Origin of the sequence: Acinetobacter wanghuae (genome assembly GCF_009557235.1) — a bacterium.
GTDB classification, from domain to species: Bacteria; Pseudomonadota; Gammaproteobacteria; order Pseudomonadales; family Moraxellaceae; genus Acinetobacter; species Acinetobacter wanghuae.
The window spans coordinates 1234119-1258005 of sequence record NZ_CP045650.1 but is presented as its reverse complement, the minus strand read 5'-3'; the positions used below and the strand labels follow the sequence as shown (position 1 = coordinate 1258005).

At 40.7% G+C, this 23887-nt stretch carries 21 protein-coding genes; 10 read left to right on the top strand and 11 right to left on the bottom strand.

What is annotated here, in order from left to right:
* Window positions 1–29: 29 nt before the first annotated feature.
* The 8 genes from bamA to rimO form a co-directional block, all read right to left on the bottom strand.
* Window positions 30–2516, bottom strand: coding sequence for an outer membrane protein assembly factor BamA (gene bamA / locus GFH30_RS05765; RefSeq protein ID WP_406565748.1), 2487 nt, complete (start codon window positions 2514–2516; stop codon window positions 30–32).
* An 84-nt stretch (window positions 2517–2600) separates the two neighbouring features.
* A complete protein-coding gene (gene rseP / locus GFH30_RS05760) occupies window positions 2601–3956 on the bottom strand; it encodes an RIP metalloprotease RseP (protein ID WP_153371320.1) in 1356 nt (451 codons plus the stop codon).
* Window positions 3957–3959: 3 nt separating this feature from the next.
* Window positions 3960–5156: a 1-deoxy-D-xylulose-5-phosphate reductoisomerase gene (ispC, locus tag GFH30_RS05755; protein WP_153371319.1), complete on the bottom strand. Its 1197-nt coding sequence runs from the start codon at window positions 5154–5156 to the stop codon at window positions 3960–3962.
* Entirely contained in the window at window positions 5157–5981 is an 825-nt protein-coding gene (locus tag GFH30_RS05750) for a phosphatidate cytidylyltransferase (RefSeq protein ID WP_153371318.1), read from the bottom strand. It lies immediately after the preceding gene.
* A gap of 3 nt (window positions 5982–5984) precedes the next feature.
* Window positions 5985–6737: a polyprenyl diphosphate synthase gene (gene uppS / locus GFH30_RS05745; RefSeq protein WP_153371317.1), complete on the bottom strand. Its 753-nt coding sequence runs from the start codon at window positions 6735–6737 to the stop codon at window positions 5985–5987.
* 7 nt (window positions 6738–6744) lie between these two features.
* Window positions 6745–7299: a ribosome recycling factor gene (gene frr, locus GFH30_RS05740; RefSeq protein ID WP_153371316.1), complete on the bottom strand. Its 555-nt coding sequence runs from the start codon at window positions 7297–7299 to the stop codon at window positions 6745–6747.
* Between the two features lie 78 nt (window positions 7300–7377).
* The gene (gene pyrH, locus GFH30_RS05735) at window positions 7378–8106 is read right to left on the bottom strand and encodes a UMP kinase (protein ID WP_153371315.1); all 729 of its coding nucleotides are present in this window, start codon (window positions 8104–8106) and stop codon (window positions 7378–7380) included.
* A 45-nt stretch (window positions 8107–8151) separates the two neighbouring features.
* Window positions 8152–9495 (bottom strand): 30S ribosomal protein S12 methylthiotransferase RimO, encoded by a 1344-nt coding sequence (rimO, locus tag GFH30_RS05730; protein ID WP_153371314.1) that lies wholly within the window; start codon window positions 9493–9495, stop codon window positions 8152–8154.
* A gap of 351 nt (window positions 9496–9846) precedes the next feature.
* Here rimO and glnL point away from each other — a divergent pair, with 351 nt between their 5' ends.
* Window positions 9847–10956, top strand: coding sequence for a nitrogen regulation protein NR(II) (gene glnL / locus GFH30_RS05725; protein WP_153371313.1), 1110 nt, complete (start codon window positions 9847–9849; stop codon window positions 10954–10956).
* Complete coding sequence (gene glnG, locus GFH30_RS05720; RefSeq protein WP_153371312.1) at window positions 10943–12418, top strand: nitrogen regulation protein NR(I); 1476 nt, start codon at window positions 10943–10945, stop codon at window positions 12416–12418. Before glnL ends, glnG begins: the two co-directional genes overlap by 14 nt.
* 54 nt (window positions 12419–12472) lie before the next feature.
* On the opposite strand, the gene GFH30_RS05715 is transcribed toward glnG, so the two are convergent.
* Both GFH30_RS05715 and mnmG read right to left on the bottom strand, forming a co-directional pair.
* On the bottom strand, window positions 12473–12799 hold the full coding sequence (locus GFH30_RS05715; protein ID WP_153371311.1) for a hypothetical protein: 327 nt from the start codon (window positions 12797–12799) through the stop codon (window positions 12473–12475).
* A 186-nt stretch (window positions 12800–12985) separates the two neighbouring features.
* On the bottom strand, window positions 12986–14866 hold the full coding sequence (mnmG, locus tag GFH30_RS05710) for a tRNA uridine-5-carboxymethylaminomethyl(34) synthesis enzyme MnmG (RefSeq protein ID WP_153371310.1): 1881 nt from the start codon (window positions 14864–14866) through the stop codon (window positions 12986–12988).
* Window positions 14867–15137: 271 nt separating this feature from the next.
* Here mnmG and GFH30_RS05705 point away from each other — a divergent pair, with 271 nt between their 5' ends.
* From GFH30_RS05705 to purD, 8 genes are all read left to right on the top strand, one after another.
* Complete coding sequence (locus GFH30_RS05705; RefSeq protein ID WP_153389231.1) at window positions 15138–15452, top strand: hypothetical protein; 315 nt, start codon at window positions 15138–15140, stop codon at window positions 15450–15452.
* Between the two features lie 132 nt (window positions 15453–15584).
* On the top strand, window positions 15585–16475 hold the full coding sequence (locus tag GFH30_RS05700; protein ID WP_153371308.1) for a bile acid:sodium symporter family protein: 891 nt from the start codon (window positions 15585–15587) through the stop codon (window positions 16473–16475).
* A gap of 85 nt (window positions 16476–16560) precedes the next feature.
* Complete coding sequence (locus tag GFH30_RS05695) at window positions 16561–17454, top strand: bile acid:sodium symporter family protein (RefSeq protein WP_153371307.1); 894 nt, start codon at window positions 16561–16563, stop codon at window positions 17452–17454.
* Between the two features lie 121 nt (window positions 17455–17575).
* Window positions 17576–18478, top strand: a complete 903-nt coding sequence (gene prmA, locus GFH30_RS05690) for a 50S ribosomal protein L11 methyltransferase (RefSeq protein WP_153371306.1) — start codon at window positions 17576–17578, stop codon at window positions 18476–18478.
* Between the two features lie 18 nt (window positions 18479–18496).
* Window positions 18497–19372, top strand: coding sequence for a DUF3426 domain-containing protein (locus GFH30_RS05685; RefSeq protein WP_153371305.1), 876 nt, complete (start codon window positions 18497–18499; stop codon window positions 19370–19372).
* A 399-nt stretch (window positions 19373–19771) separates the two neighbouring features.
* Window positions 19772–20041: a DNA-binding transcriptional regulator Fis gene (gene fis / locus GFH30_RS05680; RefSeq protein ID WP_001086304.1), complete on the top strand. Its 270-nt coding sequence runs from the start codon at window positions 19772–19774 to the stop codon at window positions 20039–20041.
* 97 nt (window positions 20042–20138) lie between these two features.
* On the top strand, window positions 20139–21713 hold the full coding sequence (gene purH, locus GFH30_RS05675) for a bifunctional phosphoribosylaminoimidazolecarboxamide formyltransferase/IMP cyclohydrolase (RefSeq protein WP_153371304.1): 1575 nt from the start codon (window positions 20139–20141) through the stop codon (window positions 21711–21713).
* A 141-nt stretch (window positions 21714–21854) separates the two neighbouring features.
* Entirely contained in the window at window positions 21855–23138 is a 1284-nt protein-coding gene (gene purD, locus GFH30_RS05670; RefSeq protein WP_153371303.1) for a phosphoribosylamine--glycine ligase, read from the top strand.
* A gap of 175 nt (window positions 23139–23313) precedes the next feature.
* Here purD and GFH30_RS05665 read toward each other — a convergent pair whose 3' ends face one another.
* Window positions 23314–23634 (bottom strand): hypothetical protein, encoded by a 321-nt coding sequence (locus tag GFH30_RS05665; RefSeq protein ID WP_153371302.1) that lies wholly within the window; start codon window positions 23632–23634, stop codon window positions 23314–23316.
* Window positions 23635–23887 lie beyond the last annotated feature (253 nt).

Sequence of the window (23887 nt, the reverse complement as noted above, 5' to 3'; positions counted from 1 at the left end):
CCAGAGCTGTTATACCAAATACTGTCGTTTTAGAAAGTACGACCAATTTCAAATTGAATATTCTTCGTTTCATCGCCCGGCTTATCATTTAGCGGGTAAGCATAGCTCAGAGACAATGGGCCAATCATCGTAATCCATGTAAAGCCTGCGCCGACGCTGTAACGCATGTTACCTGCATCAAAACCGAAGTTATCTTTACAGTATTGTCCAGCATCAACCAAAGTTTTATCCTTTTGAACGATTGAACCTTGTGGAACATCACATTGTGTATCGAACACTTGTGCGCCTTCAGCAAATAGTACTGGACGCACTTGACGCGCCCAATCACCTTTAAATGGTACTGGTAGAACCAACTCAGCACCAAATTGAACTAACGCATTACCACCGACTTCTTCTGGATCATAGTCGTAGTTTTCAGCATTATTGGTAATCACACTTGGATAACGCGGACCTAAGGTACTGTTATCATAACCACGGACTGAACCAAAACCACCGGCATAGAAGTTTTTATAGAATGGCAAATCATTACCATAGCCTAACTTACCATAGCCACGCAGTACAAAGTCTTTACCCAATGGGAAGTATGCTTGTGCATCATATGTGACTTTTTGATATTCAACATCACTGCCAGGTAGCGCAACTTCAGCATTAACACGATGTGACATGCCTGATGTTGGGAACATTGGACGGTTTAAAGTGTTATAAGACCAACCCAAATTTAAATTATAGGTTAAGAATCCACCCTCAAATTCATTTGGCACATCTTCACGCAACTCACCCTCACATTCTGTTCTAATAAGTTCATCAGGTTTAGGGTTGTCAGGGTCTTTATATATATTTTTCCATTGGCCGACACAAACATCACCCCTTTTAGTGTCTTTACCACCATTCGCAAGTAAATAATCACGAATATAAGTAGACACATATTGACCTGTTGTCACATCAGTCTGATCAATGTTTAAGCCAGCACTGATACTTTGATTTTCGTCAATTGGATAACCAAAGTTAATCCCACCACCGAAACTGTCGGTCACGTAATTGTTTACGTTGTAGTCGTCATCTAGCTTGGTTTTACGGTAATACATATTGTAACCGCGACGCACACCATCAATCGTGAAGTACGGATCGGTGACACTTAAGTTGTAATAATCTTGCGTTTCCGAACGTGATAAATCAATCGCAACACTGTTACCCGTACCTAAGAAGTTGGTTTGGCTTAAACCTGCTTGGAAGGTCACACCACCGCTTTGCGAGAAACCAACTGCCAGTGTACTTGTACCTGAATGCTGCTCTTCAACCGCAACATTTAAATCAATTTGATCAGGTGCACCCGGAATACGCGCGGGCTTAATATCAACAGATTTAAAGAAACCAGTACGCTCTAAACGTACTTTCGATAAATCAATTTTCTCATTACTCGCAAGTGCACTTTCCATTTGGCGCATTTCACGACGTAATACTTCATCGCCTGTTTTGGTGTTACCCGTAAAATTAATACGACGCACCGTTACTTGCTGACCTGGATTGACGTAATAATTCAAACCTACTTGCTTTGTATCTTGATCAATTTCAGGAACAATATTGACTTCAGCAAAGTAATAACCTGCATTACCATATTTACGTAATAACAGTTGTTTTACTGCATTCACTTTTTCTTGCGAATACAGATCACCTTCTTTATAAATTTGTAAAACTTTCAATTCTTCAGGCGCATAAAGCGCATCACCTAAATATTTGGTTTGACCAAATTTAAACTGTTCGCCCTCATCAACAGATACTTCAATAAAGACATTTTTCTTATCTTCACTTAAGTTCAAACTTGAATTGGTAATATTGAAATTGATGTAACCTTTATTCAGGTACATCGCACGTAAAGATTCAAGACTCGCTGCCATTTTTTCACGGGCATAGCGGTCATTACGTGAAATCACAGAATTCCACGCTGTTTCTTTAATCGCAAAAGCTTGTTTGATGTCTGATTCTTTAAAGACAGTATTACCAATAATATTGATATCAAAGACTTTGGCAGATTTACCTTCTACAAAGTCGATGACCAATTCAACACGGTTATTCGGCTTTGCAATTTTTTTTACCGTAATATCAGCATCATAACGACCTTGCTGCATATACTGCTGTTCAAGCTCAGTTTCAATGGTTTGCAATGCCGATTTCTTCAGCACTTCACCTTCAGCCAAGCCCATTTTTTTCAAGCCATCTTCCAATGCTTCTTTGGGAATTAGCTTATTACCTTTCAGCTCAATTTTAGAAATGATCGGACGTTCGACAACATTAAAGACTAAATCATTACCCAATTGACTTGCTTTGATATCGTCAAATAGGCCTGATGCATATAAGCTACGAATCGCATTTGCAATGACGAGATCATTGACACGATCGCCACTCGTAATCGGCACGAGACCGTAGACATTTTCTGGGCTTAAACGAACTAATCCATCAAATTTTATATCTTGTACTGTAAATTCATCTGCTGCATATACTTGTTGTGTTACTGCCATTGCACTGATAAGTGCCAAAGGCATAAATAAATGTTTGTGCTGCATGCCAGTCTTTTCCGCTGTTAAATTAGTCCATCTACGTTGTTATAAACGCATAAAATCATTAAATAGTGCCAATAGCATCATGCTACCGAGCAATACCATACCAATTTTTATTCCCACCAATTGTATGTGTTCAGATAAAGGTTTACCACGAATTAATTCAATGAAGTAGTAAACTAAATGTCCACCATCAAGCATTGGAATTGGTAGTAAATTTAATATCCCTAAACTTACACTCATTAGCGCCATAAAGGAAATAAAAGTTTCCCATCCCATTTCCGCGCTTTGACCCGCGACTTTTGCAATGGTAATCGGACCCGATAAATTATCTAAGCCAATTAAACCACGTACCATTTTCACGATAGAACCACAGATCATGGCAGACAATTGTACGGTCTTGTCATATGCCTGACCTAGGGCTTCGATTGGCGTATATTGAATGGTTTGTTTATATTCTGCAGGAATGACCACTTTACCCGGATCACTTTGCACACCCAGCATCCCAATGGTATTACCCATTTTGTCACGTTTGCCCTGGGGCATCACTTCAAGCTGAACTTTATCTTGTCCACGAAGCACGTCAATTTTGAGTAATTTTTCAGGTGAAGCTTGTACCACTTGCACCACATCAAACCAATCTTTCATTGCGACACCATCAATCGCAATAATTTTATCGCCTTCTTTCATGCCCTGACGAATCGCTGCACCATCTTCGCTAAGCTTAGACACAACAGGTGGAATATCGGGGCGATACGGCAAGAAGCCTAAGACTTCGAGCGCTGACTGGGATTGATCATTTAAGAAATTCTGAATCGGCAGTTGGAAATTTTCAGTTTTACCTGCACGATCTGCTTGGATCGTGATTTGACCGGTTTCACCAACACGGTTCACAAGTGCATAATTGAGTTTTTCCCAACTTTCGACCTGTGTACCATCGACTGCCACAATTTTATCACCATGCTGCATTTGCACTGCAGCAGCAGGTGTATTCGGCAAAATCTTACCAATACGGGTGCTCAGTTGCTCTTGTGCGGGTAAGAATAAAATCCAAAACAACACCACAGCTAACAGCAAATTGATGAGTGGTCCCGCTGCAACAATGGCAATACGTTTCCACGGATGCTGACGATTAAACGCTTTAGGTAAGTCTTCTTCAGCGACATTGCCTTCACGCTCATCCAGCATTTTGACGTAGCCACCCAGTGGCAACGCAGACAATTGATACTGAATACCCGACTTTTTAGAGGTCCACTTTAAAAGTGTTGGACCAAAGCCAATGGAATAGACCAAGACTTTCACGCCCAATTTACGTGCCACAATATAATGACCAAACTCATGTATGGCAATTAAAGGTCCAAGCAAAAGAATGGCTGCGGCAATCATAAATAAGGCATTCATGCTTTAACTTCCTAATTTCATCACATATTGCTGTGCGAGAACGCGCGCCTGTTGATCGGTTGCAATAATGACATCCAAATCATGGGCAGCTTGATTTTGCATCACATTTAAGCATTGTTCAACAATTTGTGGAATTTGAGTAAAACCAATGCGTTGCTGCAAGAAAGCAGCGACTGAAATTTCATTTGCTGCATTGAAAATGGTAGGTGAAACACCGCCATTTTTCATGGCCTGACGAGCAAGCTTTAATGCAGGGAAACGATGGGTATCGGGTTCTTGAAAATTCAATTGCGCGGTTGCAAATAAATTTAAGGCAGGTACATGCGTATGAATACGCTCCGGCCATGCCAAAGCATGCGCAATCGGGGTACACATATCAGGATTACCCATTTGAGCCAAAGTCGAACCATCTACATATTGAACCATGGAGTGGATAATACTCTCAGGATGCACAACAACTGTAACAAATTGTTCTTCAACTGCAAATAAATGACACGCCTCAATCAGCTCCAAGCCCTTATTCATCAAGGTCGCTGAATCAACTGAGATCTTTTGTCCCATTGACCAGTTTGGATGCTTACACGCCTGTGCAGGTGTCACATTCTGTAATTGTTCAAGGCTGTGATTTAAAAATGGACCACCAGATGCGGTGAGCAAAATTTGCGATACGCCAAGTTTCGGCTGACCATTGCGTTCCGCATCAAAATAATGCTGCGGGAGACATTGGAAAATCGCGTTATGTTCCGAATCGACCGGCAACAAAAGTGCTGAATAATCACGTGCGGCTTGCATCATGATCTCACCAGACATCACGAGCGCTTCTTTATTGGCAAGTAAAACGCGTTTACCTGCTTTCACTGCTGCAAGCGTCGGGAGTAAACCTGCGGCACCGACAATGGCTGCCATGACCACATCCACTTCCGAATGTTCAGCTACAGCCATTAAGCCCGCTTGATCTGACAGAATTTCAATATCTGCCAAACCTAGCTCAAGCAGCAAACTCGCTAAGTGATCGACTTTTGCAGCCGGAACAACAGCGACTTTAGGATGGTATTGTTTACAAATTTCAGCCAATTCAACAATACGGCTCTGCGCTGTCACAGCAAATACTGTGTAACGTTCTGGATGTTGCGCCAAGATCTTTAATGTACTTTGACCAATTGATCCTGTAGCACCCAATATACAAACAGCTTGTGACATTTATAAATCTACGCCAATAAGTTTTAAAACATACATACCTGCTGCAAAAATTGGAGCTGCAGCAAGCAAAGAATCGATTCGATCCAATACACCACCATGACCTGGCAGAATACGACCCGAATCCTTAATGCCTGCACGTCGTTTAATCATGGATTCAAATAAATCACCCAAGACCGAACTAAACACAGTCACAACCGATAAAATCAAGAAGAGAATATGCTCTGCAAAAGACATATCTAAATAAAGTAATGCCACTGTAATGACAATGAGCATTGAGGTGACGGCACCACCATACAAACCTTCAAGAGATTTATTTGGACTGACATTCGGTGCTAACTTTTTACGCCCGAATTTGCGTCCGACAAAATATGCACCACTATCTGCACCCCATACCAATAAAAACAGGTACATGAGCCACCATGGCGAACTCTGCCATACCGAATAAATCGCAGTGACGGCAGCAGAGATCAGAATTAAACCAATAACATTCAGACTACTATTATACCAGCCATCATATTCAGGATAGGTTTTCACCCAGAAGATACTTAATAACCATGTCAGAATTGATGCGAACCATAGCAACAAAGTCACGTCGTCGTAATAGAGTGCTAATGCAGCAATGAGTGAAGTTAAAATCCCATAGCCCCAAGCGAATGGTTTAAAAACCTGTTCACTTTTACGCGGCATGAGTTTAAGCCACTCGTAACCAGCCACCCCAGCTGCAACGACCATCAATATAAACATTGGATAATGAGATTGGGTCGCGAACATACAACTGAGTACGACTGCGACCAATACCAATGCGGTAATAATCCGCTCTAACATGTATTAATTCTCAAGTTTCTCTTGCTGGATTTGCTCTGATGTTTTACCAAAACGACGTTCTCTGCCACCAAAAACGGCAAAGGCATCATCCAATTCTTCAACGGTAAATTCTGGCCATAACGTTTCAGTAAAGTACAGCTCTGCATAGGCTGCTTGCCAGAGCAAGAAATTCGACAAGCGGAAATCACCACCAGTACGAATCAGCAAATCAACAGCGGGTAAATCACCTAAACTAATATATTGACCAAAAACATCAGTGGTCACATCCTCAAGATTTAATTTATTCTTCAAAACATCTGCGGCAATTTGCTTTGCAGCATGTGCCATATCCCACATTCCGCCATAGCTCACAGCAATGGTCAACGTCATGCTATCAAAAGCAGCGGTCGTTTCTTCAGCATACAACATTAACGCTTGTAATTCAGGAGATAAACGCGAACGATCTCCAATAAAACGTAATGCGATGTTGAATTTTTCCATGCGTGGCAATTGTTCACGAATTGTGTCTGCTAACAACTTCATGAGCAATGCGACTTCAAACTGCGGTCGATTCCAGTTTTCACTTGAAAATGCAAAAACAGTTAAAGCTTGGATATTCTTTTTTCTACAGTGTTCTACAATCGGGTCAAGGACGTTTTTACCTGAACGGTGTCCATCACCTTTTTGCATTTGCTTTTTTTTAGCAAAACGATTGTTGCCATCCATAATGATGGCAACATGTTTCGGAAGACTTGAACATTCTTCAGTTGCAGTCATTGATGAATTAAACCTTCATCAATTCAGCTTCTTTCGCCGCTAAGCGTTTGTCGACTTCTGCAACAAATTTGTCTGTGATTTTTTGAATTTCATCAGAACCCCGACGTTCTTCATCTTCAGAAATTTCTTTCTCTTTTAACAATGCTTTGATATCACCCAATACATCACGACGGATGTTACGGATGGCAACTTTCGCATTTTCAGCTTCGTTACGTGCCACTTTTTGCATGTCACGACGAGTTTCTTCGGTCAATGCCGCCATTGGAACACGGATCGCATCAGCAGAAATTGGGTTTAGACCCAAATCAGATTCACGAATCGCTTTATCAATTGCAGCAACCATTGAACGTTCAAACGGTTGTACAAGCAATGTACGAGAATCTTCAACACCGACGTTTGCAACTTGGTTCAAAGGTACATCTGAACCATAGTAAGACACCATCACACCATTTAAAATAGATGGATGTGCACGACCTGTACGAACTTTTGCAAAACCATGCTCTAGAGATTCTAGAGTTTTGTTCATACGGTCTTCGCTGTCTTTTTTAAGATCGTTAATCATATGATCTTCCTTACCAAATTTAAAAATATAAAATACTGAATTAGGGTTGAGTATAAAGCGCTTTGTGATTCACGTACATTAATTCGTAACGTGAGTACCCTCTTTTTCGCCCATCACAACCGATAACAACGCACCTGATTTATTCATATCGAATACTTGGAGCGGTACATTGTGATCACGGCACAAGCAGATTGCAGTTAAATCCATCACACCTAACTTTTCATCAAGAACTTGATCGAACGTTAAAGTGTCATATTTCACTGCATCTTCAAATTTGCTTGGATCTTTGTTGTATACGCCATCGACTTTGGTCGCTTTCAAAATCAAATCCGCTTCGATTTCGATACCACGTAAACATGCAGCTGTATCTGTTGTGAAGAATGGATTACCTGTGCCTGCAACAAACACGCACACTTCACCACGTGTTAAATGGCGAATTGAGTCACGGCTTGAGTACGGTTCAACCACTGTACCAATGGTAAGTGCAGACAATAGACGTGTTTTAATATTACGGCGTACCAACGCATCACGTAATGCCAAACCATTCATCACTGTTGCAAGCATACCCATTTGGTCGCCAGTCACACGGCCAACAAGACCGTCTTGTTGCAGTTGGCTACCGCGGTATAAATTACCACCACCAACCACGATACCCACTTGCACACCTAAACCAACAAGGTGCGCAATCGCCAAAGACATTTGATCGAGCACTTGTGCATCAATCCCCATGTCCTTGTTGCCTGCAAGCGCTTCGCCTGAAAGTTTCAACAAGATGCGACCAAAACGTGGCTTTTTAGAATCCATCATCATCAAACTCCAAATGTTTTATATAAATTATTCGTGACTTAAATCTTAAGCAGATTTGATTGAAATCAATTTTGCATACAAATCGTATTCGTCTGCATCAGTAATTTCGACTTCAAGCAAATCACCCGATTTGATAAGTGATTTATCGATATCTTCAACAAATACATTTCCATCAATTTCAGGCGCATCCGCATATGAACGTGCAATTGCAACTGGGAATTCTTCATCCAAGTCATCAACCAATACCGTCATGGTTTGACCAATACGTTTTTGTAGTTTCGCAGCTGAAATGGCTTGCTGAACTTCCATAAAACGTTCATAACGTTGTTGCTTAATGTCTTCAGGCACATGATCTGGCAAGTCGTTCGCAGTTGCACCTTCAACAGGTGAATACGTAAAGCAACCGACACGATCAAGCTGCGCTTCTTTCAACCATTCAAGCAAGATTTGGAAATCTTCTTCAGTTTCGCCTGGGAAGCCCACTACAAATGTTGAGCGAATCACCAATTCGGGACATTTTTCACGCCACAATTTTAAACGCTCGAGTGTATTTTCACTGTGCGCAGGACGTTTCATCAGTTTCAGAATTTTAGGGCTAGCATGTTGGAATGGAATATCCAAATATGGCAAGATTTTGCCTTGTGCCATTAAGTCAATCACCGCATCCACGTGTGGATAAGGATAAACATAATGTAAACGCACCCAAATACCGAGTTGACCTAAAGCTTCGCACATGTCAAAGAATTTAGTTTTAACCGGCTGACCGTTCCAAAAATCCAATTTGTATTTGGTGTCTACGCCATAGGCAGAAGTATCTTGGGAGATGACTAACACTTCTTTAACGCCAGCTTTTTTCAACGCTTGCGCTTCAGTTAACACTGAACCCACAGGACGAGAAACTAAATCGCCACGCATACTTGGAATAATGCAGAACGTACAACGGTGGTTGCAGCCTTCTGAAATTTTTAAATACGCATAATGCTTCGGTGTTAATCGAATACCTTGTTCAGGTACTAAATCGATAAACGGATTATGTTTTGGCGGCTCAGGCACATACTCATGTACTGCTTCCATTACTTCTTGATACGCCGCTGCACCTGTCACTTTTAAGACATTTGGATGCATTTCACGAATTTTGGCTTCGTCTTTACCGAGGCAACCTGTCACAATCACGCGACCGTTGGCACTCATGGCTTCACCAATGGCATCTAACGATTCTTGTACCGCAGATTCAATAAAACCACAGGTATTTACAACAACTAAATCTGCACCATCATAATCTGATGCAACATCATAACCTTCAGTCTTTAACTGAGTTAAAATTCGTTCGGAATCTACCAACGCCTTAGGACAACCTAAAGAAACAAAACCGACTTTGGGGGATTTCATGAATCTGCACTCCACTATAATGCGCGTATTGTATGTCTTTTCGCGTCATAAAAATAGTTGAAAAGCCGACTCTTTCCTTTACGCACCAAAATAAAGCTACAAAATATTCAATATAAACTTGAATGCACCTTTTTAGGACATTTTTAATTTACTTCCCTGTTTTAATCCGTTATATCTTGGGTGGAATGCGATGCTTCGGCATATTTAGCGCATTTTTATCACATTAATAATTTGCATTTATAAAAGTTGGCGTACATTTTGCTTGTTTTGCATCAAATCAGAACTTAAGACTTATTTTTTTGCTCTATGAAGATGCCATTGCGCCATGTTAATACAGGAAAATCTCCGCTAATGGATCAGCCTAATCTGATTGACTATCGCCTATTGGTGGACAATTTGACTACTGCAATTTTGCTCGTCGATAGCAATTTGAATATTTTCTATCTAAATTCAGCTTGTGAAACTTTATTTGATATTAGTCTGTTAAGAGCTTCTGGCACGCCCGTTCTTAATATTTTACATATTCCAACCGATGAATTTAAGACCGAAGAAGCACTGAATAACACATTGAACTCAGGTCAACCCTATACACGCCGTGAAGCGACCATCAATGTAAACTTTAAAGATATTCATGTCGATTATACGGTTTCTCAACTTAATGCTGGTCGACCTTATCATCCTTTATTGTTGATCGAACTCAACCCGATTGATCGTATGTTGAAAATTTCTCGTGAAGAGAATTTCATTCAACAACATCAAGTCGCACGTCAACTGATTCGTGGCGTCGCACATGAAATTAAAAATCCCTTGGGCGGCATTCGCGGTGCGACACAACTTTTAGCACGTAGTCTCGACAATCCTGAATATAAAGAATTTACCGATATTATTATTAGTGAAGTTGACCGCCTAAGAACCTTGGCAGATAGCATGCTCGGTTCACGTCAACTGCCGAGTTATGAATTGGTCAATATTCATGAGCCACTTGAACGCGTCCGCTCACTCATTGCCAATCAAACTAAAAAGAAAATTAAAATTACCCGTGATTATGATTTGTCATTGCCTGAAATCTTGGCAGATCGTGATCAATTGATTCAAGTGATGTTGAATATTTGCGCCAATGCAGTTCAAGCCATGACTGAAAACAAAGAATTCTTTGTTTACCATCAACCTGAACTAATTTTACGTACCCGTATTCAACGTTTATTTACGATTAATGGTGTCATTCATCGTTCTGTCATTCGAATTGATATTGAAGACAATGGTCCGGGCGTTCCTGAAGATATTCTTGAATCGGTATTTTATCCACTAGTCACAAGCCGTGCCAAAGGAACAGGTCTGGGTTTGAGCATTGCACAAAACATCATACATCAACATAACGGAATGATTGCCTGCCAATCGGTTCCAGAAAAAACAGTCTTTAGCTTATATTTACCTTGGGAGTCGAATCATGTCGCGAAATAAAATATGGGTCATTGATGACGATCGTGCCATGCGTTGGGTACTAGAAAAAACATTTAAAGAAGAAGGCTTTGACGTCAGCAGCTTTGAAGAAGCGCAATCAGCACTTGATCAACTCAGTATTGACGCTCCTGATGTGATTCTCACTGATATTCGCATGCCGGGTATTGATGGTTTGACCTTTTTAGGCAAAGTCAAAAATAATTACCCCGACCTGCCTGTCATTATTATGACAGCACATTCAGATCTTGAATCTGCGGTATCTAGTTATCAAACAGGTGCATTCGAATATCTACCAAAACCATTTGATATTGATGAAGCGCTAGCATTAGTGAATCGTGCGATTTTGCACATTACTAAATTACAGCAGCAGGAATCTGCGAAAACAGCTCCAACCATTCAGTCGACTGAGATTATCGGTGAATCACCTGCGATGCAGGAAGTATTCCGTGCGATTGGTCGTTTATCCCAATCGCACATTACGGTTTTGATTAATGGTGAATCAGGTACGGGTAAAGAGTTAGTCGCACATGCGTTACATCGCCACTCACCGCGTAGCAGCAAGCCATTTATTGCGCTCAACATGGCAGCGATTCCAAAAGACCTGATTGAAACTGAATTATTCGGTCATGAAAAAGGTGCATTCACTGGTGCGAATAGTCAACGTCAAGGACGTTTTGAACAAGCCAATGGCGGCACACTGTTTTTAGATGAAATCGGTGATATGCCATTTGAAACACAAACACGCTTACTTCGTGTTTTGGCAGATGGTGAGTTTTACCGTGTTGGCGGGCATATTCCAGTGAAAGTGAATGTGCGTATTGTTGCCGCGACCCATCAAGACCTTGAAAAACTAGTACATGATGGTCGTTTCCGTGAAGACTTGTATCACCGTCTAAATGTGATTCGTATTCATATTCCAAAGTTGGCACATCGTTCAGAAGATATTCCAATGTTGGCACAGCATTTCTTAGCACGTGCGGGTAAAGAACTTGGGGTGAATCCGAAGATTCTACGTCCTGAAACGCAAGAATATATGCAGAAATTGCCATGGCAAGGTAATGTGCGTCAGCTTGAAAATACCTGTCGTTGGCTCACCGTCATGATTACGGGGCGTGAAGTTTATCCTGAAGATTTACCACCAGAACTGAAACAAATTCCAATTCAAGAACTTGATTTAGGCACACCTATTGCCAATTTAAATCCAATTACGTTACATCAATGGGATGAATTATTGGGTCAATGGGCGTTACAAAAGCTTAAAAATGGCGAAATGAAAATCTTGGATATTGCAACGCCATTATTTGAGCGCACCTTGATTAATGCCGCCCTTCAACAAAGTCGTGGACGTAAACGTCATGCTGCTGAACTTTTGGGTTGGGGTCGTAATACACTGACTCGTAAACTAAAAGAATTGGGTATGGATTCAACAGAAGATGACGTTGAAGAAGAACTTGAAAGCTAATTCAGCCTAAAAATAAAAAAGCACCCGAAGGTGCTTTTTTATTTTATAAAACTTTTAAACCGTCAAACCGATATATCTCGAATATCCTGCCGCGCCTAAATCTGATTTTAAAATTAAATAACTTGGATAAGTACTTAGGCTAATTTCTTCAAACATATCCACAATGTCATCATTGGCATGCAGTTCATCAACAGTTTTTTGCATGGTTTGTTCAAATTCATCAGTGATGTATTCAAAACCAATATCCATAGCGATAAATAAGGTATGTTCACACGGCTGCACGTATTGTTCTTCTTGCCAGTTAATAATCTCTTGATGACAATGTGGGCAAGCAATATTGTCAGTGGCTTGAATATCGAGTTCTACAAGTTGGTATGGCATCTTTCATAACTATTATTTGGGACTTTAGCTATTTTAGCAAAGCAATGAATCAAAAATCTAATCATCATAACAATAGATTTCCCTCTCCTTTTAGGAGAGGGTCAGGGAGAGGTAGATTGTAAAATAACTGTTCTATTCCACCATAAAAAAAAACCCGCATTACGCGGGTTTTCTAAACTTCAAATATTAAGCAGATTTTTTCGCTTGATTATTTTTACGAATCGTAATCATCACCAATTGAACGGCTGCCGGTGTTACCCCCGGAATACGACTTGCTTGCGCAAGTGTTTCAGGACGTACATCTTTAAGCTTAAGTGTAATTTCACGAGACAAGCCAGATACGATGTCATAATCGAAATCACTTGGAATACGTGTTTCTTCAAGACGTTTCATTTGTGCAACGTCTTCTTGCTGACGGTTAATATAACCTTCGTATTTCACTGCAATTTCAATTTGCTCACCGACAAACGGCGTTACTTCAGAACCAGTTAACTCAGCAATTTGTGCGAAAGTGATATTTGGACGTTTCAGCAAATCAATTGCTGAACATTCTTTCGATAAATCAGCACCGGTCATCTCAACGAATTTTTTACCCATTGGATTATTTGGCGCTGCCCAAAGATGTTGTAAACGACCTTTTTCTTTTTCAACAGCTTCCATTTTCTCGCAATAAGCCGCCCAACGCGTATCATCCACAAGACCCATTTCACGACCAATGGCTGTTAAACGTTGATCTGCGTTGTCTTCACGCAACATCAAACGGTATTCGGCACGTGAAGTGAACATACGGTACGGTTCTTTGGTACCTAGAGTGATTAGGTCATCGACAAGCACACCCATGTACGCTTCATCACGTTTTGGTGTCCATTGTTCTTGATCCCAAGCACGACGTGCGGCGTTTAGACCTGCAAGTAGACCTTGTGCACCGGCTTCTTCATAACCTGTTGTACCGTTAATTTGACCGGCAAAGTACAAGTTATTAATTGCTTTGGTTTCAAGGGTAAATTTCAATGCTTGTGGATTGAAATAATCGTATTCAATTGCATAACCCGGACGTAAAATGTGAGCATTTTCCATACCACGAATTGAGCGAACAAGCTCAAACTGAACATCAAATGGAAGCGATGTTGAAATACCATTTGGATAAAGCTCGTGCGTATCTAAGCCTTCAGGCTCAAGGAATACTTGATGCGAGTCTTTATCAGCAAATTTATGAATTTTATCTTCAATAGATGGGCAGTAACGTGGACCAACACCTTCAATTTTACCCGTGTACATTGGTGAACGGTCTAAACCACCACGAATAATGTCGTGAGTACGCTCATTGGTATGCGTGATATAGCAATTCACTTGTTCAGGGTGCATTGATGCATCGCCCATAAATGACATCGTCGGTGATGGGAAATCACCCGGTTGTGCAGTCATCACAGAGAAATCAACTGAACGTGCGTCAATACGTGGTGGCGTACCTGTTTTTAAACGACCCACAGGCAAATTCAATTCACGTAGACGCGCAGCCAACGAAATTGACGGTGGATCGCCAGCACGACCGCCTGATGCATTGTTTAGACCCACGTGAATCACGCCGCCCAAGAATGTACCCGCAGTCAAGACAACTGTTTTCGCATCGAAGCGAATACCCATTTGAGTAACAACACCTTTAACGGTATCGCCTTCAAGAATGAGGTCATCTGCAGATTGTTGGAAAATATCCAAGTTCGCTTGGTTTTCTAAGGTTTCACGAATGGCTGCTTTATAACGAATACGATCCGCTTGTGCACGTGTTGCACGAACAGCAGCACCTTTACGTGAGTTTAGAATACGGAATTGAATACCGCCTTTGTCGGCAGCCAATGCCATTGCACCGCCCAAAGCATCAATTTCACGTACCAAATGTGATTTACCAATACCACCGATGGCTGGGTTACAGCTCATCTGCCCCAAAGTCTCAATGTTGTGAGTTAAGAGTAAAGTCTGTCGACCCATACGCGCTGCAGCCAAAGCCGCTTCCGTACCTGCGTGACCGCCACCGATCACAATGACATCGTATACTTTAGGATAATGCATAGTGGTAAATTGAGAGAATAAAAGAATAGCTGAACATTATAGCAAACTTCGTCCGAATATTGATAAATTCCGTTGAAATTATTGCTGCCTGTGCAGAGGAGATCTCAACATTTAAATGACTTTTATTGCATATGTATAAAATAACGCTACAAATAAGCCATGCTGATAACGCTAAGCCCGTTGTATGTCACTTTCAAGCTCCTAAGATGGAATAGACATTTCGTTTAACAAGGAGAATCAAGTGAAATCTCAAGTGTTCTGTGCCCTCATCATGAGTGGTTTTGCGTTAAGCCCCATGGCTTTCGCCAATGATAAAGTTGCAAAAGTCTATGATGCCAATCTCTATCAAAAGGTTTGTAAAGGAAAATCTGCTGGCGATGCGGTGACTTTTGCCCATCGCGGTATTATCTGGAATGGGACGTGTGAGCAACAATTTTTCTCATCCAACAAAAATGGCATGATGGGCAATGAAGCTGAAATTTACAGCACTTGCCAAGGCGTGACAGGTGCAACAACTGCCACTATCAATGGTCAAGAAGTAAAAGGAAAATGTAGCCTTGGCTTTACCCCACCTCGTCCACGCTAATCATCATAATAACCGTAGTGCTATTTTTATCCGATAGATTGACATGGATGTTGATCTATCACTACTTGCTTATTCTTTAATCTCATTTATATTTAAAATAATAAACATAATCAATAATAAAAAGGAATATCCATGGATTCGGTTTTCTTTATATTTTTATTGCCGATTTTACTTGCGGTCATGATGATGGGGCTCGGACTTGAGCTCAGCATTCAAGATTTTTTACGGGTAAGTCGCTATCCAAAAGTCATTTTCGTGGCTTTGTTTTCACAATTGGTGATTTTGACCAGTATCGCTTTTTTAATTTGCATTGTCCTTCACTTACCGCCTTTGCTTGCCGTCGGTTTAATGCTGCTTGCAGGCTCACCGGGTGGACCAACCGCCAGTTTGTTTAGCTATTTATATCAGGGCGATATTGCGCTCAATATCACCATCACTGCACTGAACACTTTGGTTTCAATCTTCACCTTACCTTTTATTATAAAAATGTCGTTAGTCTACTTTGTAGAGCAACATGAAAATGTGGTGTTACCAACGATTCGTATTGTTCAGGTCTTTATGATTATGGCGGTACCCGTGCTATTGGGCATGTGGATCCGTGCGAAATTTCCCGCACTCTCCAAAACAATGCATCGTCCGATGCGAATATTTTCGATTTCTTTTCTGATCTTGTTGTTTAGCTTTGCCAGCTTTCAAGAACGCTATCATTTATATGAATATTTCGAAAGCGTGGGTATTGCAATGATCCTGTTTTGTTTTGCCAGCCTATTTATTGGTTATTGCGTGCCGCTGTTAATGGGTATTCCAGATCGGCAGGCACGCGCCTGCAGTTTTGAAATTGGCATCCACAACACCGCCATAGCAATGACAATGGCACTTTCAGTGATGGAAAATGTCATGATTGCCGTTCCAGCAGGAATGTACACGCTGATCATGTACAGCTTTGCGAGCATTTTTGGTTTTTTAATCAGCCGGCAACCTCGCGTTCTTGCAACTCCAAAAAACGGCTCATTAGATTTGTAACACACAGATGACAGCGACCAAAACATCGCTATGCTATAAACGTAAAAAACGATAAAGATATAATAATCATTCAAGGAGTATGCAGATGGATTCTGGCATTATCACGATTTTATTACCGCTCGCACTTGCCATCATTATGATTGGTTTAGGCTTAGAGCTGACGCTTAAAGATTTCGCACGCGTGACGAAACATCCTAAAGCGGTCTTGGTGGCTCTTTTTTGTCAATTGGTACTTTTAGTCGGTATTGCTTTTCTTTTATGTAAAATTTTTAGCTTACCACCACTCTTAGCAGTCGGCTTAATGCTGCTTGCCGCATCACCGGGAGGCAGCACAGCAAATTTATTTAGCTATTTATTTAAAGGTGATTTGGCGTTAAATATTACTTTAACCGCCATTAATTCAGTTATTGCAGCCCTCACCTTACCTTTTATTGTCAACTTTGCCATTCTGCACTTTATGCAAGACAGTCAACAGGTCAGTCTTCAGTTTGGAAAAATCTTACAAGTCTTTGGCATTATCATTATTCCTGTCGCGATTGGTATGCTCATTCGACACTATGCACCGAAGCTTACTGAAAAACTGAATAAGCCTTTACGTATCTTCGCAGTAACCTTTTTAATTCTGATTATTGTCGGTGCAATTATGAGTGAACGTGCCAACATTGCCACTTATTTAGCCCAAGTTGGCTTTGCAACAGCCTTGTTCTGTTTATTTAGTTTAGCCATTGGTTATTTTGTACCACGTTTAATGAACATTAATAGCAAACAAGCGCGTGCCTCTGCCTTTGAAATTGGTATTCATAACAGTACGCTTGCCATGACCATTGCCTTAACTGTGCTCTCTAGTTCTGCCATTGCAATGCCCGCTGCTGTATATTCGATCTTTATGTATATTTTTGCAGCCATCTTTGGGATGTTACTCAATCGCTTTGCACCCGTCGAAGCTGAAAGTTTACCCGAAAAGCCAATAAATGCGTGATCTAGATAAAGAGATGCCCCATTCGCATCTCTTTATTTTTTCAAGTTGGCTTGAAGAAAGCAGCAGAAGCTAAAAACTTCCGCTACAATAGCTTTTTAAAAAGAACATTAAGGTTATTTCTGTGAAGTGGTTACAAATTCATATTACTGTTGATCAAGCTCAAGTGGACTACACTGAGACACTGCTGAGTTCTTTAGGTGCAGTGAGTGTTACCTTAGATGATGCTGAAAATCAGGACTTACTTGAACCACTTCCGGGTGAAACACCGCTTTGGAATAAAGTCATTGTGACGGGTATCTACGCACAAGAAGATGACGAAGCCATTGATGTCGATGCCATCGTGACCTTTATTACTGCACAAATGCCAGAAGCACCTTTACGCCATGAGTTCATGGAAGATCAAGAATGGGAACGCACATGGATGGATGCTTACGAGCCGATCCAAATTGCGGAAAAATTCTGGATTGTGCCTGAATGGATGCAAGCCCCCGATGCAGATGCCGTAAATATCAAACTCGATCCAGGTTTAGCCTTTGGTACAGGGAATCACGCGTCGACTTTCCTTTGCTTACAGTGGTTAGGTAAAACCGATGTAAAAGACAAAATCGTGATCGACTATGGTTGTGGTTCAGGTATTTTAGCGGTTGCAGCATTATTACTCGGTGCAAAAAAAGCATATGCGACTGATATTGACCCGCAAGCGGTATTAGCAACCCAACAAAATGCAGAACTCAATGGTGTGCTTGACCGTCTGTATGTGGGTTTACCTGAAGAATTTAATCATGAACTTGGTGCGACCAAAGCGGACGTTTTTGTAGCAAATATTCTTGCAGGTCCACTCATGATGCTTGCGCCTGAGTTCGCAACTTTAGTTAAACCTGAGGCAGAATTCGCACTTGCGGGTGTTATTGAAGAACAAGTTGATGATGTTTCTGGTATTTATTCAGAATTTTTTGATATATTAGAAGTCGAAAAGCGTGACGAATATTGGTGCCGTATTTCGGGCAAACGCCATAAAAACTAAAGAGCGTGCATATATTTTATGAGTGACAAAAGAACCTACTGCCCGACCTGCTCAACAACCTATAAAGTTTCGGTTGCTCAGCTGACAATTGCTCAGGGTATGGTTTGCTGTCCAAAATGCACCACCTCTTTTAACGCGTTATCCCATTTGGTGACTGAACCTAAACCCTCAGTCACCCATTTACAATCTGAGCCGACTGTTGAATCCCTTACTCCAATTCAAGAAGAAGGGTTTCAACGTTCAAACACACAGCTTCAGCATTCATCCGATGCGCATGCCTTATTAGATATTTTCAATCAAAAAGTTGAAAACTCGAATATCGATTTAAAAACCTATCTCAACAATTTAAATTATTTTAGCACTGAGCCAATTAGTGTCTTGCCAGCTGTTGATTGGGAAGCACAACAAGAGCAAACCCATAAGCGTAATTTCGCCCATTATTTTACGTGGGGAATCTTAAATCTTGGCTTGCTAGGTATTCTTCTTTTTCAATTCTTTTGGTTTAATCCCCAATATCTCAAAAACAGTCACATTATGAGTACTGCTTTTAATAGTATTTGTGACGTGTTTAATTGTTCAAACTTGGCGGAACATTACGATTTAATCCATACACGTAAAGTGAAGCTCGTTACTCTTGAGCCAGATAAAACTCAATTTTCTGGTGAATTGATGAATTATCATGAACGCAGCTTAGCCATGCCAAAATTACGTGTCCATCTAAAAAAAGCGGGCGTCATTAGCGAAAGTTATTTACTCGAGCCAAATCAATATTTAATTGAAAGTCTAAGCAGCATTCAACGCATTCCACAAAACAGTCCTTTTAAATTTCAATTTGAGCTTCCAGTCAAGCGAGATAGCTTCGATCATTACAGTTTAGAAATAATTCGCCCATAAGATTGAAAAAACCTATTAAAAAAGTGAAAAAAAACTAAAAAAAATGCAGTTTTCTTGCTCACTTTTTCCTAGACAATGGTATTATACGCGCCACGAAAGCTATGTGCTGCCAACTCTTCGCTCGTTTTTCACAACAAATACAATTTTACCTAATGCGCTTTATTCCTGAATGCGTATTGAGTAGGTTTTTTTGTTTGATTTAGGTCTGTAACAAAAATTTAACTATTGTTACGCTTATTTTTCGACCAAGACAGCTAGATGTGGCAAGCTATTGGCTCAATGCAATGATTAAGTTTTAGAACTCCAGTTTTAGGATCTAAAGCGGAGTTCATTTCAATTTCTAGACCACTTTTATATATCGCTTTACCCAAGTGATATTTGTTTTTCGGATTAATTCGCATGAATAGCAAATCTCCTATTTTTACTGCACAATCTGATGTTGCTTTACGTATCCACGTAGATCGCGCAGTTCGCCATTACTTTGCACAGCTGCAAGGTGAGCAACCATCTCAGGTTTACGACATGGTGCTGGCAGAAATGGAGAAACCTCTTCTATCTGTAGTTCTAGAATATACGCGTGGTAATCAGACACGTGCTGCTGAGATCCTCGGACTCAACCGTGGTACTCTTCGTAAAAAGTTGAAAGCTCACGGTTTAATGAGTGAATAAATGATAAAATGCTTGCGTTTAACGCAGGCATTTTTTTTGACCAAATTTTTTGCCTTTTTTTGTTTTAACTTGTTCCTTGAAGACTGTGACGAAGATCATGACTATTAAACGCGCTTTAATCTCTGTATCAGATAAAACTGGTATTGTTGAATTTGCACAAGAACTTGCTGCTCTAGGGGTAGAAATTTTATCAACTGGCGGAACATACAAATTGTTGAAAGACAATAATGTTGCTGTTGTTGAAGTTTCGGAGCATACAGGTTTTCCAGAGATGATGGACGGACGCGTAAAAACGCTACATCCTAAAATTCATGGGGGTATCTTAGCTCGTCGTGGTCTAGACGAAGCTGTGATGGCTGAACACAACATTGATGCAATCGATTTAGTTGTGGTTAACCTTTATCCATTTGCTGCAACCGTAGCAAAACCAAACTGTTCACTGGCTGATGCGATTGAAAATATCGACATCGGTGGTCCGACGATGGTTCGTGCTGCGGCAAAAAACCATGCGTCTGTCGGCATTGTGGTAAATGCATCTGACTATGCAACTGTTGTCGCTGAGCTTAAAGCTGAGGGTGCTTTATCTTATGCAACACGTTTTGACTTAGCGGTAAAAGCATTTGAACATACGGCTCAATATGACGGCATGATCGCATCTTACTTAGGCGCTCGCGTAGGTAAAGATGAAGGTCAAGCTGAAAAATTTGCTCGTACGTTCAACACGCAATTGAACAAAGCACAAGATTTACGTTACGGTGAAAACCCACATCAATCTGCTGCATTCTATGTAGAATCAACTGCAACTGAAGCATCTGTTTCAACAGCGAAGCAGTTACAAGGCAAAGAATTGTCTTATAACAACATCGCAGATACAGATGCTGCACTTGAATGTGTAAAATCATTTGTAAAACCTGCTTGTGTGATCGTAAAACACGCCAACCCATGTGGCGTTGCAGTGTCTTTAGACGGCATTAAAGCAGCATATGATCTCGCGTATGCAACCGACCCTGAATCTGCATTCGGTGGCATCATTGCATTCAACCGTGAATTAGACGTTGTAACTGCACAAGCGATTGTAGACCGTCAATTCGTTGAAGTGATCATTGCACCAAGCATCGCTGAAGGCGTACTTGAAGTGACTGGCGCGAAGAAAAACGTCCGTGTTCTTGTATGTGGTGAATTACCAAAGATTGACGAACGTGCTGCACAACTTGACTACAAACGCGTAAATGGCGGTTTATTGGTTCAAGACCAAGACTTAGGCATGATCACTAAAGATGACTTAAAAGTTGTGACTAAACGTGCACCAACTGAACAAGAAATCGATGACATGATCTTTGCTTGGAAAGTAGCGAAATACGTGAAATCTAACGCGATTGTGTATGCAAAAAACCGTCAAACCATTGGTGTGGGCGCAGGTCAAATGAGCCGTGTAAACTCTGCTCGTATCGCTGCGATCAAAGCTGAACATGCAGGACTCGTGGTTGAAGGTGCGGTAATGGCATCTGATGCATTCTTCCCATTCCGTGATGGTATTGATAATGCTGCAAAAGCAGGCATCAAATGCATTATCCAACCGGGTGGTTCTATGCGCGACGAAGAAACGATTGCTGCTGCTGATGAAGCAGGTATTGCCATGGTGTTCACTGGCATGCGTCATTTCCGCCACTAAGTTGTAAAACTTTAAATAAGCCCTCCTTTTGATAAAGGGGGGGTTATTATGTCTGTTTTAATTTGCATCTTGCGTTAAGATGTTAATGATTTTTAAGCCGAATTCGGCATTGGGATTTCATTTTCGAGGGTTATTCTAAAGATGAACATTTTAGTTTTGGGTAGTGGCGGTCGTGAGCATGCATTGGCGTGGAAAATCGCACAAGACGATCAAGTGACAAAAGTCTTTGTTGCGCCAGGTAATGCAGGTACTGCAACTGAAAATAAATGTGAAAATGTCGCTTTAGACATTCTCGACAACCCTGCCATTATTGATTTTGCCAAAAACAATGCAGTTGAACTGATTGTTGTCGGTCCTGAAGCACCGCTCGTGAACGGTGTTGTGGACGCTTGCCGCGCTGCGGGCGTTAAAATTTGGGGTCCAACGCAATTTGCAGCCCAATTGGAAGGCTCTAAAGCATTTGCCAAGCACTTCTTAAAACGTCACAACATTCCAACTGCTTTCTATGACGTATTCACAGAAGTCGATGCTGCCAAAGCATTTGTTGAGCAAAATGGTGCACCAATTGTGATTAAGGCGGATGGTCTTGCTGCAGGTAAAGGCGTGATCGTGGCCATGACCAATCAAGAAGCATTTGATGCCATTGACGACATGCTTGCAGGCAACAAGTTTGGTGATGCGGGTTCTCGTGTTGTGATCGAAGAATTCCTTGCAGGTGAAGAAGCATCATTCATTTGTATGATTGATGGCGACAACATTTTGCCAATGGCAACGTCTCAAGACCATAAACGTATTTTTGAAGGCGACCAAGGTCCAAATACAGGTGGTATGGGTGCATACTCTCCTGCGCCTGTGGTGACTGCTGACGTATTTGAAAAAACCATGAATGAAGTGATGCGTCCTACCGTTGAAGGTATGAAAAAAGACGGTCACGTTTATACAGGTTTCTTATACGCAGGTTTGATGATTGACGATAAAGGTCAACCAAAAGTGATCGAGTTTAACTGTCGTTTTGGTGACCCTGAAACTCAGCCGATTATGATGCGTTTAAAATCATCGCTCGTTGATTTGGTTCAAGCAGGTATTGAAGGTAATTTACCTAGCGAGGCTGAATGGGATGAGCGTAAAACTGTGGGTATCGTACTTGCGTCTAAAGGCTACCCTGAAACATCAAGCAATGGCGATGTGATTTCAGGTTTAGACACTGTGATGGCTGATGCGAAAGTATTCCATGCAGGTACAAAAGCCAATGAAAATGGTGAGATCGTGACTGCTGGCGGTCGTGTGCTTTGTGTGACTGCACTTGGTGATACGATTGGTGAAGCACAAGCAAAAGCATTAGAACTTTGTCAAAAAGTGACATTCGACGGCGTTCAATACCGTAAAGATATTGGTTACCGTGCAATTGCGCGTGAAAATGCTTAATTAGTTTTAAGTACAAAAAACCCCGCTGAGTGCGGGGTTTTTACTAATTAAAGATACCAAATTGCTATTTTTTATAAAAATTGCTATGCATTATTTCAAATAATAAAAAAATTATTACAATTTCATGGTATTTCAATAACCTATTAACATCAAATATAGATTAGTTAGATTTTAATCAATCAATAATTCCCCCGCCAAATTGCCCGATACCCCTATCTAGACTACGAGTTGGATTTAAACTCATTTGATCTCTACGCTGTGCATCTAAATCAATACTATAGTTATTACGATCTACTGCATTATTTAAATTATATTGATAATTTGTTCCTGTAGAGCTTTGATAACGTTTTTTGTCTTCTTCACGTTTTCGCTCTTCTTCACGCTGTTTTTCCCAATAAGATTTCTGTTCAGCTACTCCATTATTTGCACCGAAAACATTAAATGGATTTGAATCCATAGTTATTCTATCTCCCGCTTGAACAGCATTAATAGCCATACAATTAACTAGAAGACTAAGAATCATATATTTCACAGCTTCACCTACAAATTAATAAACTCAAATTTATCTTATCAGTCTATTTCAAAGAAATAGATAGACATTCATCGGTTATTTTTTACTCTGAAATTAAATTGTATTTATAGTTCTAACTTCTTTCTGTCATATTTAGTAGTCATTAGATTTAAGCATAAGTATCTGCATACTGAATAATTTGAGTAATATACTCAATTATTAAATATTGAAAAATTTT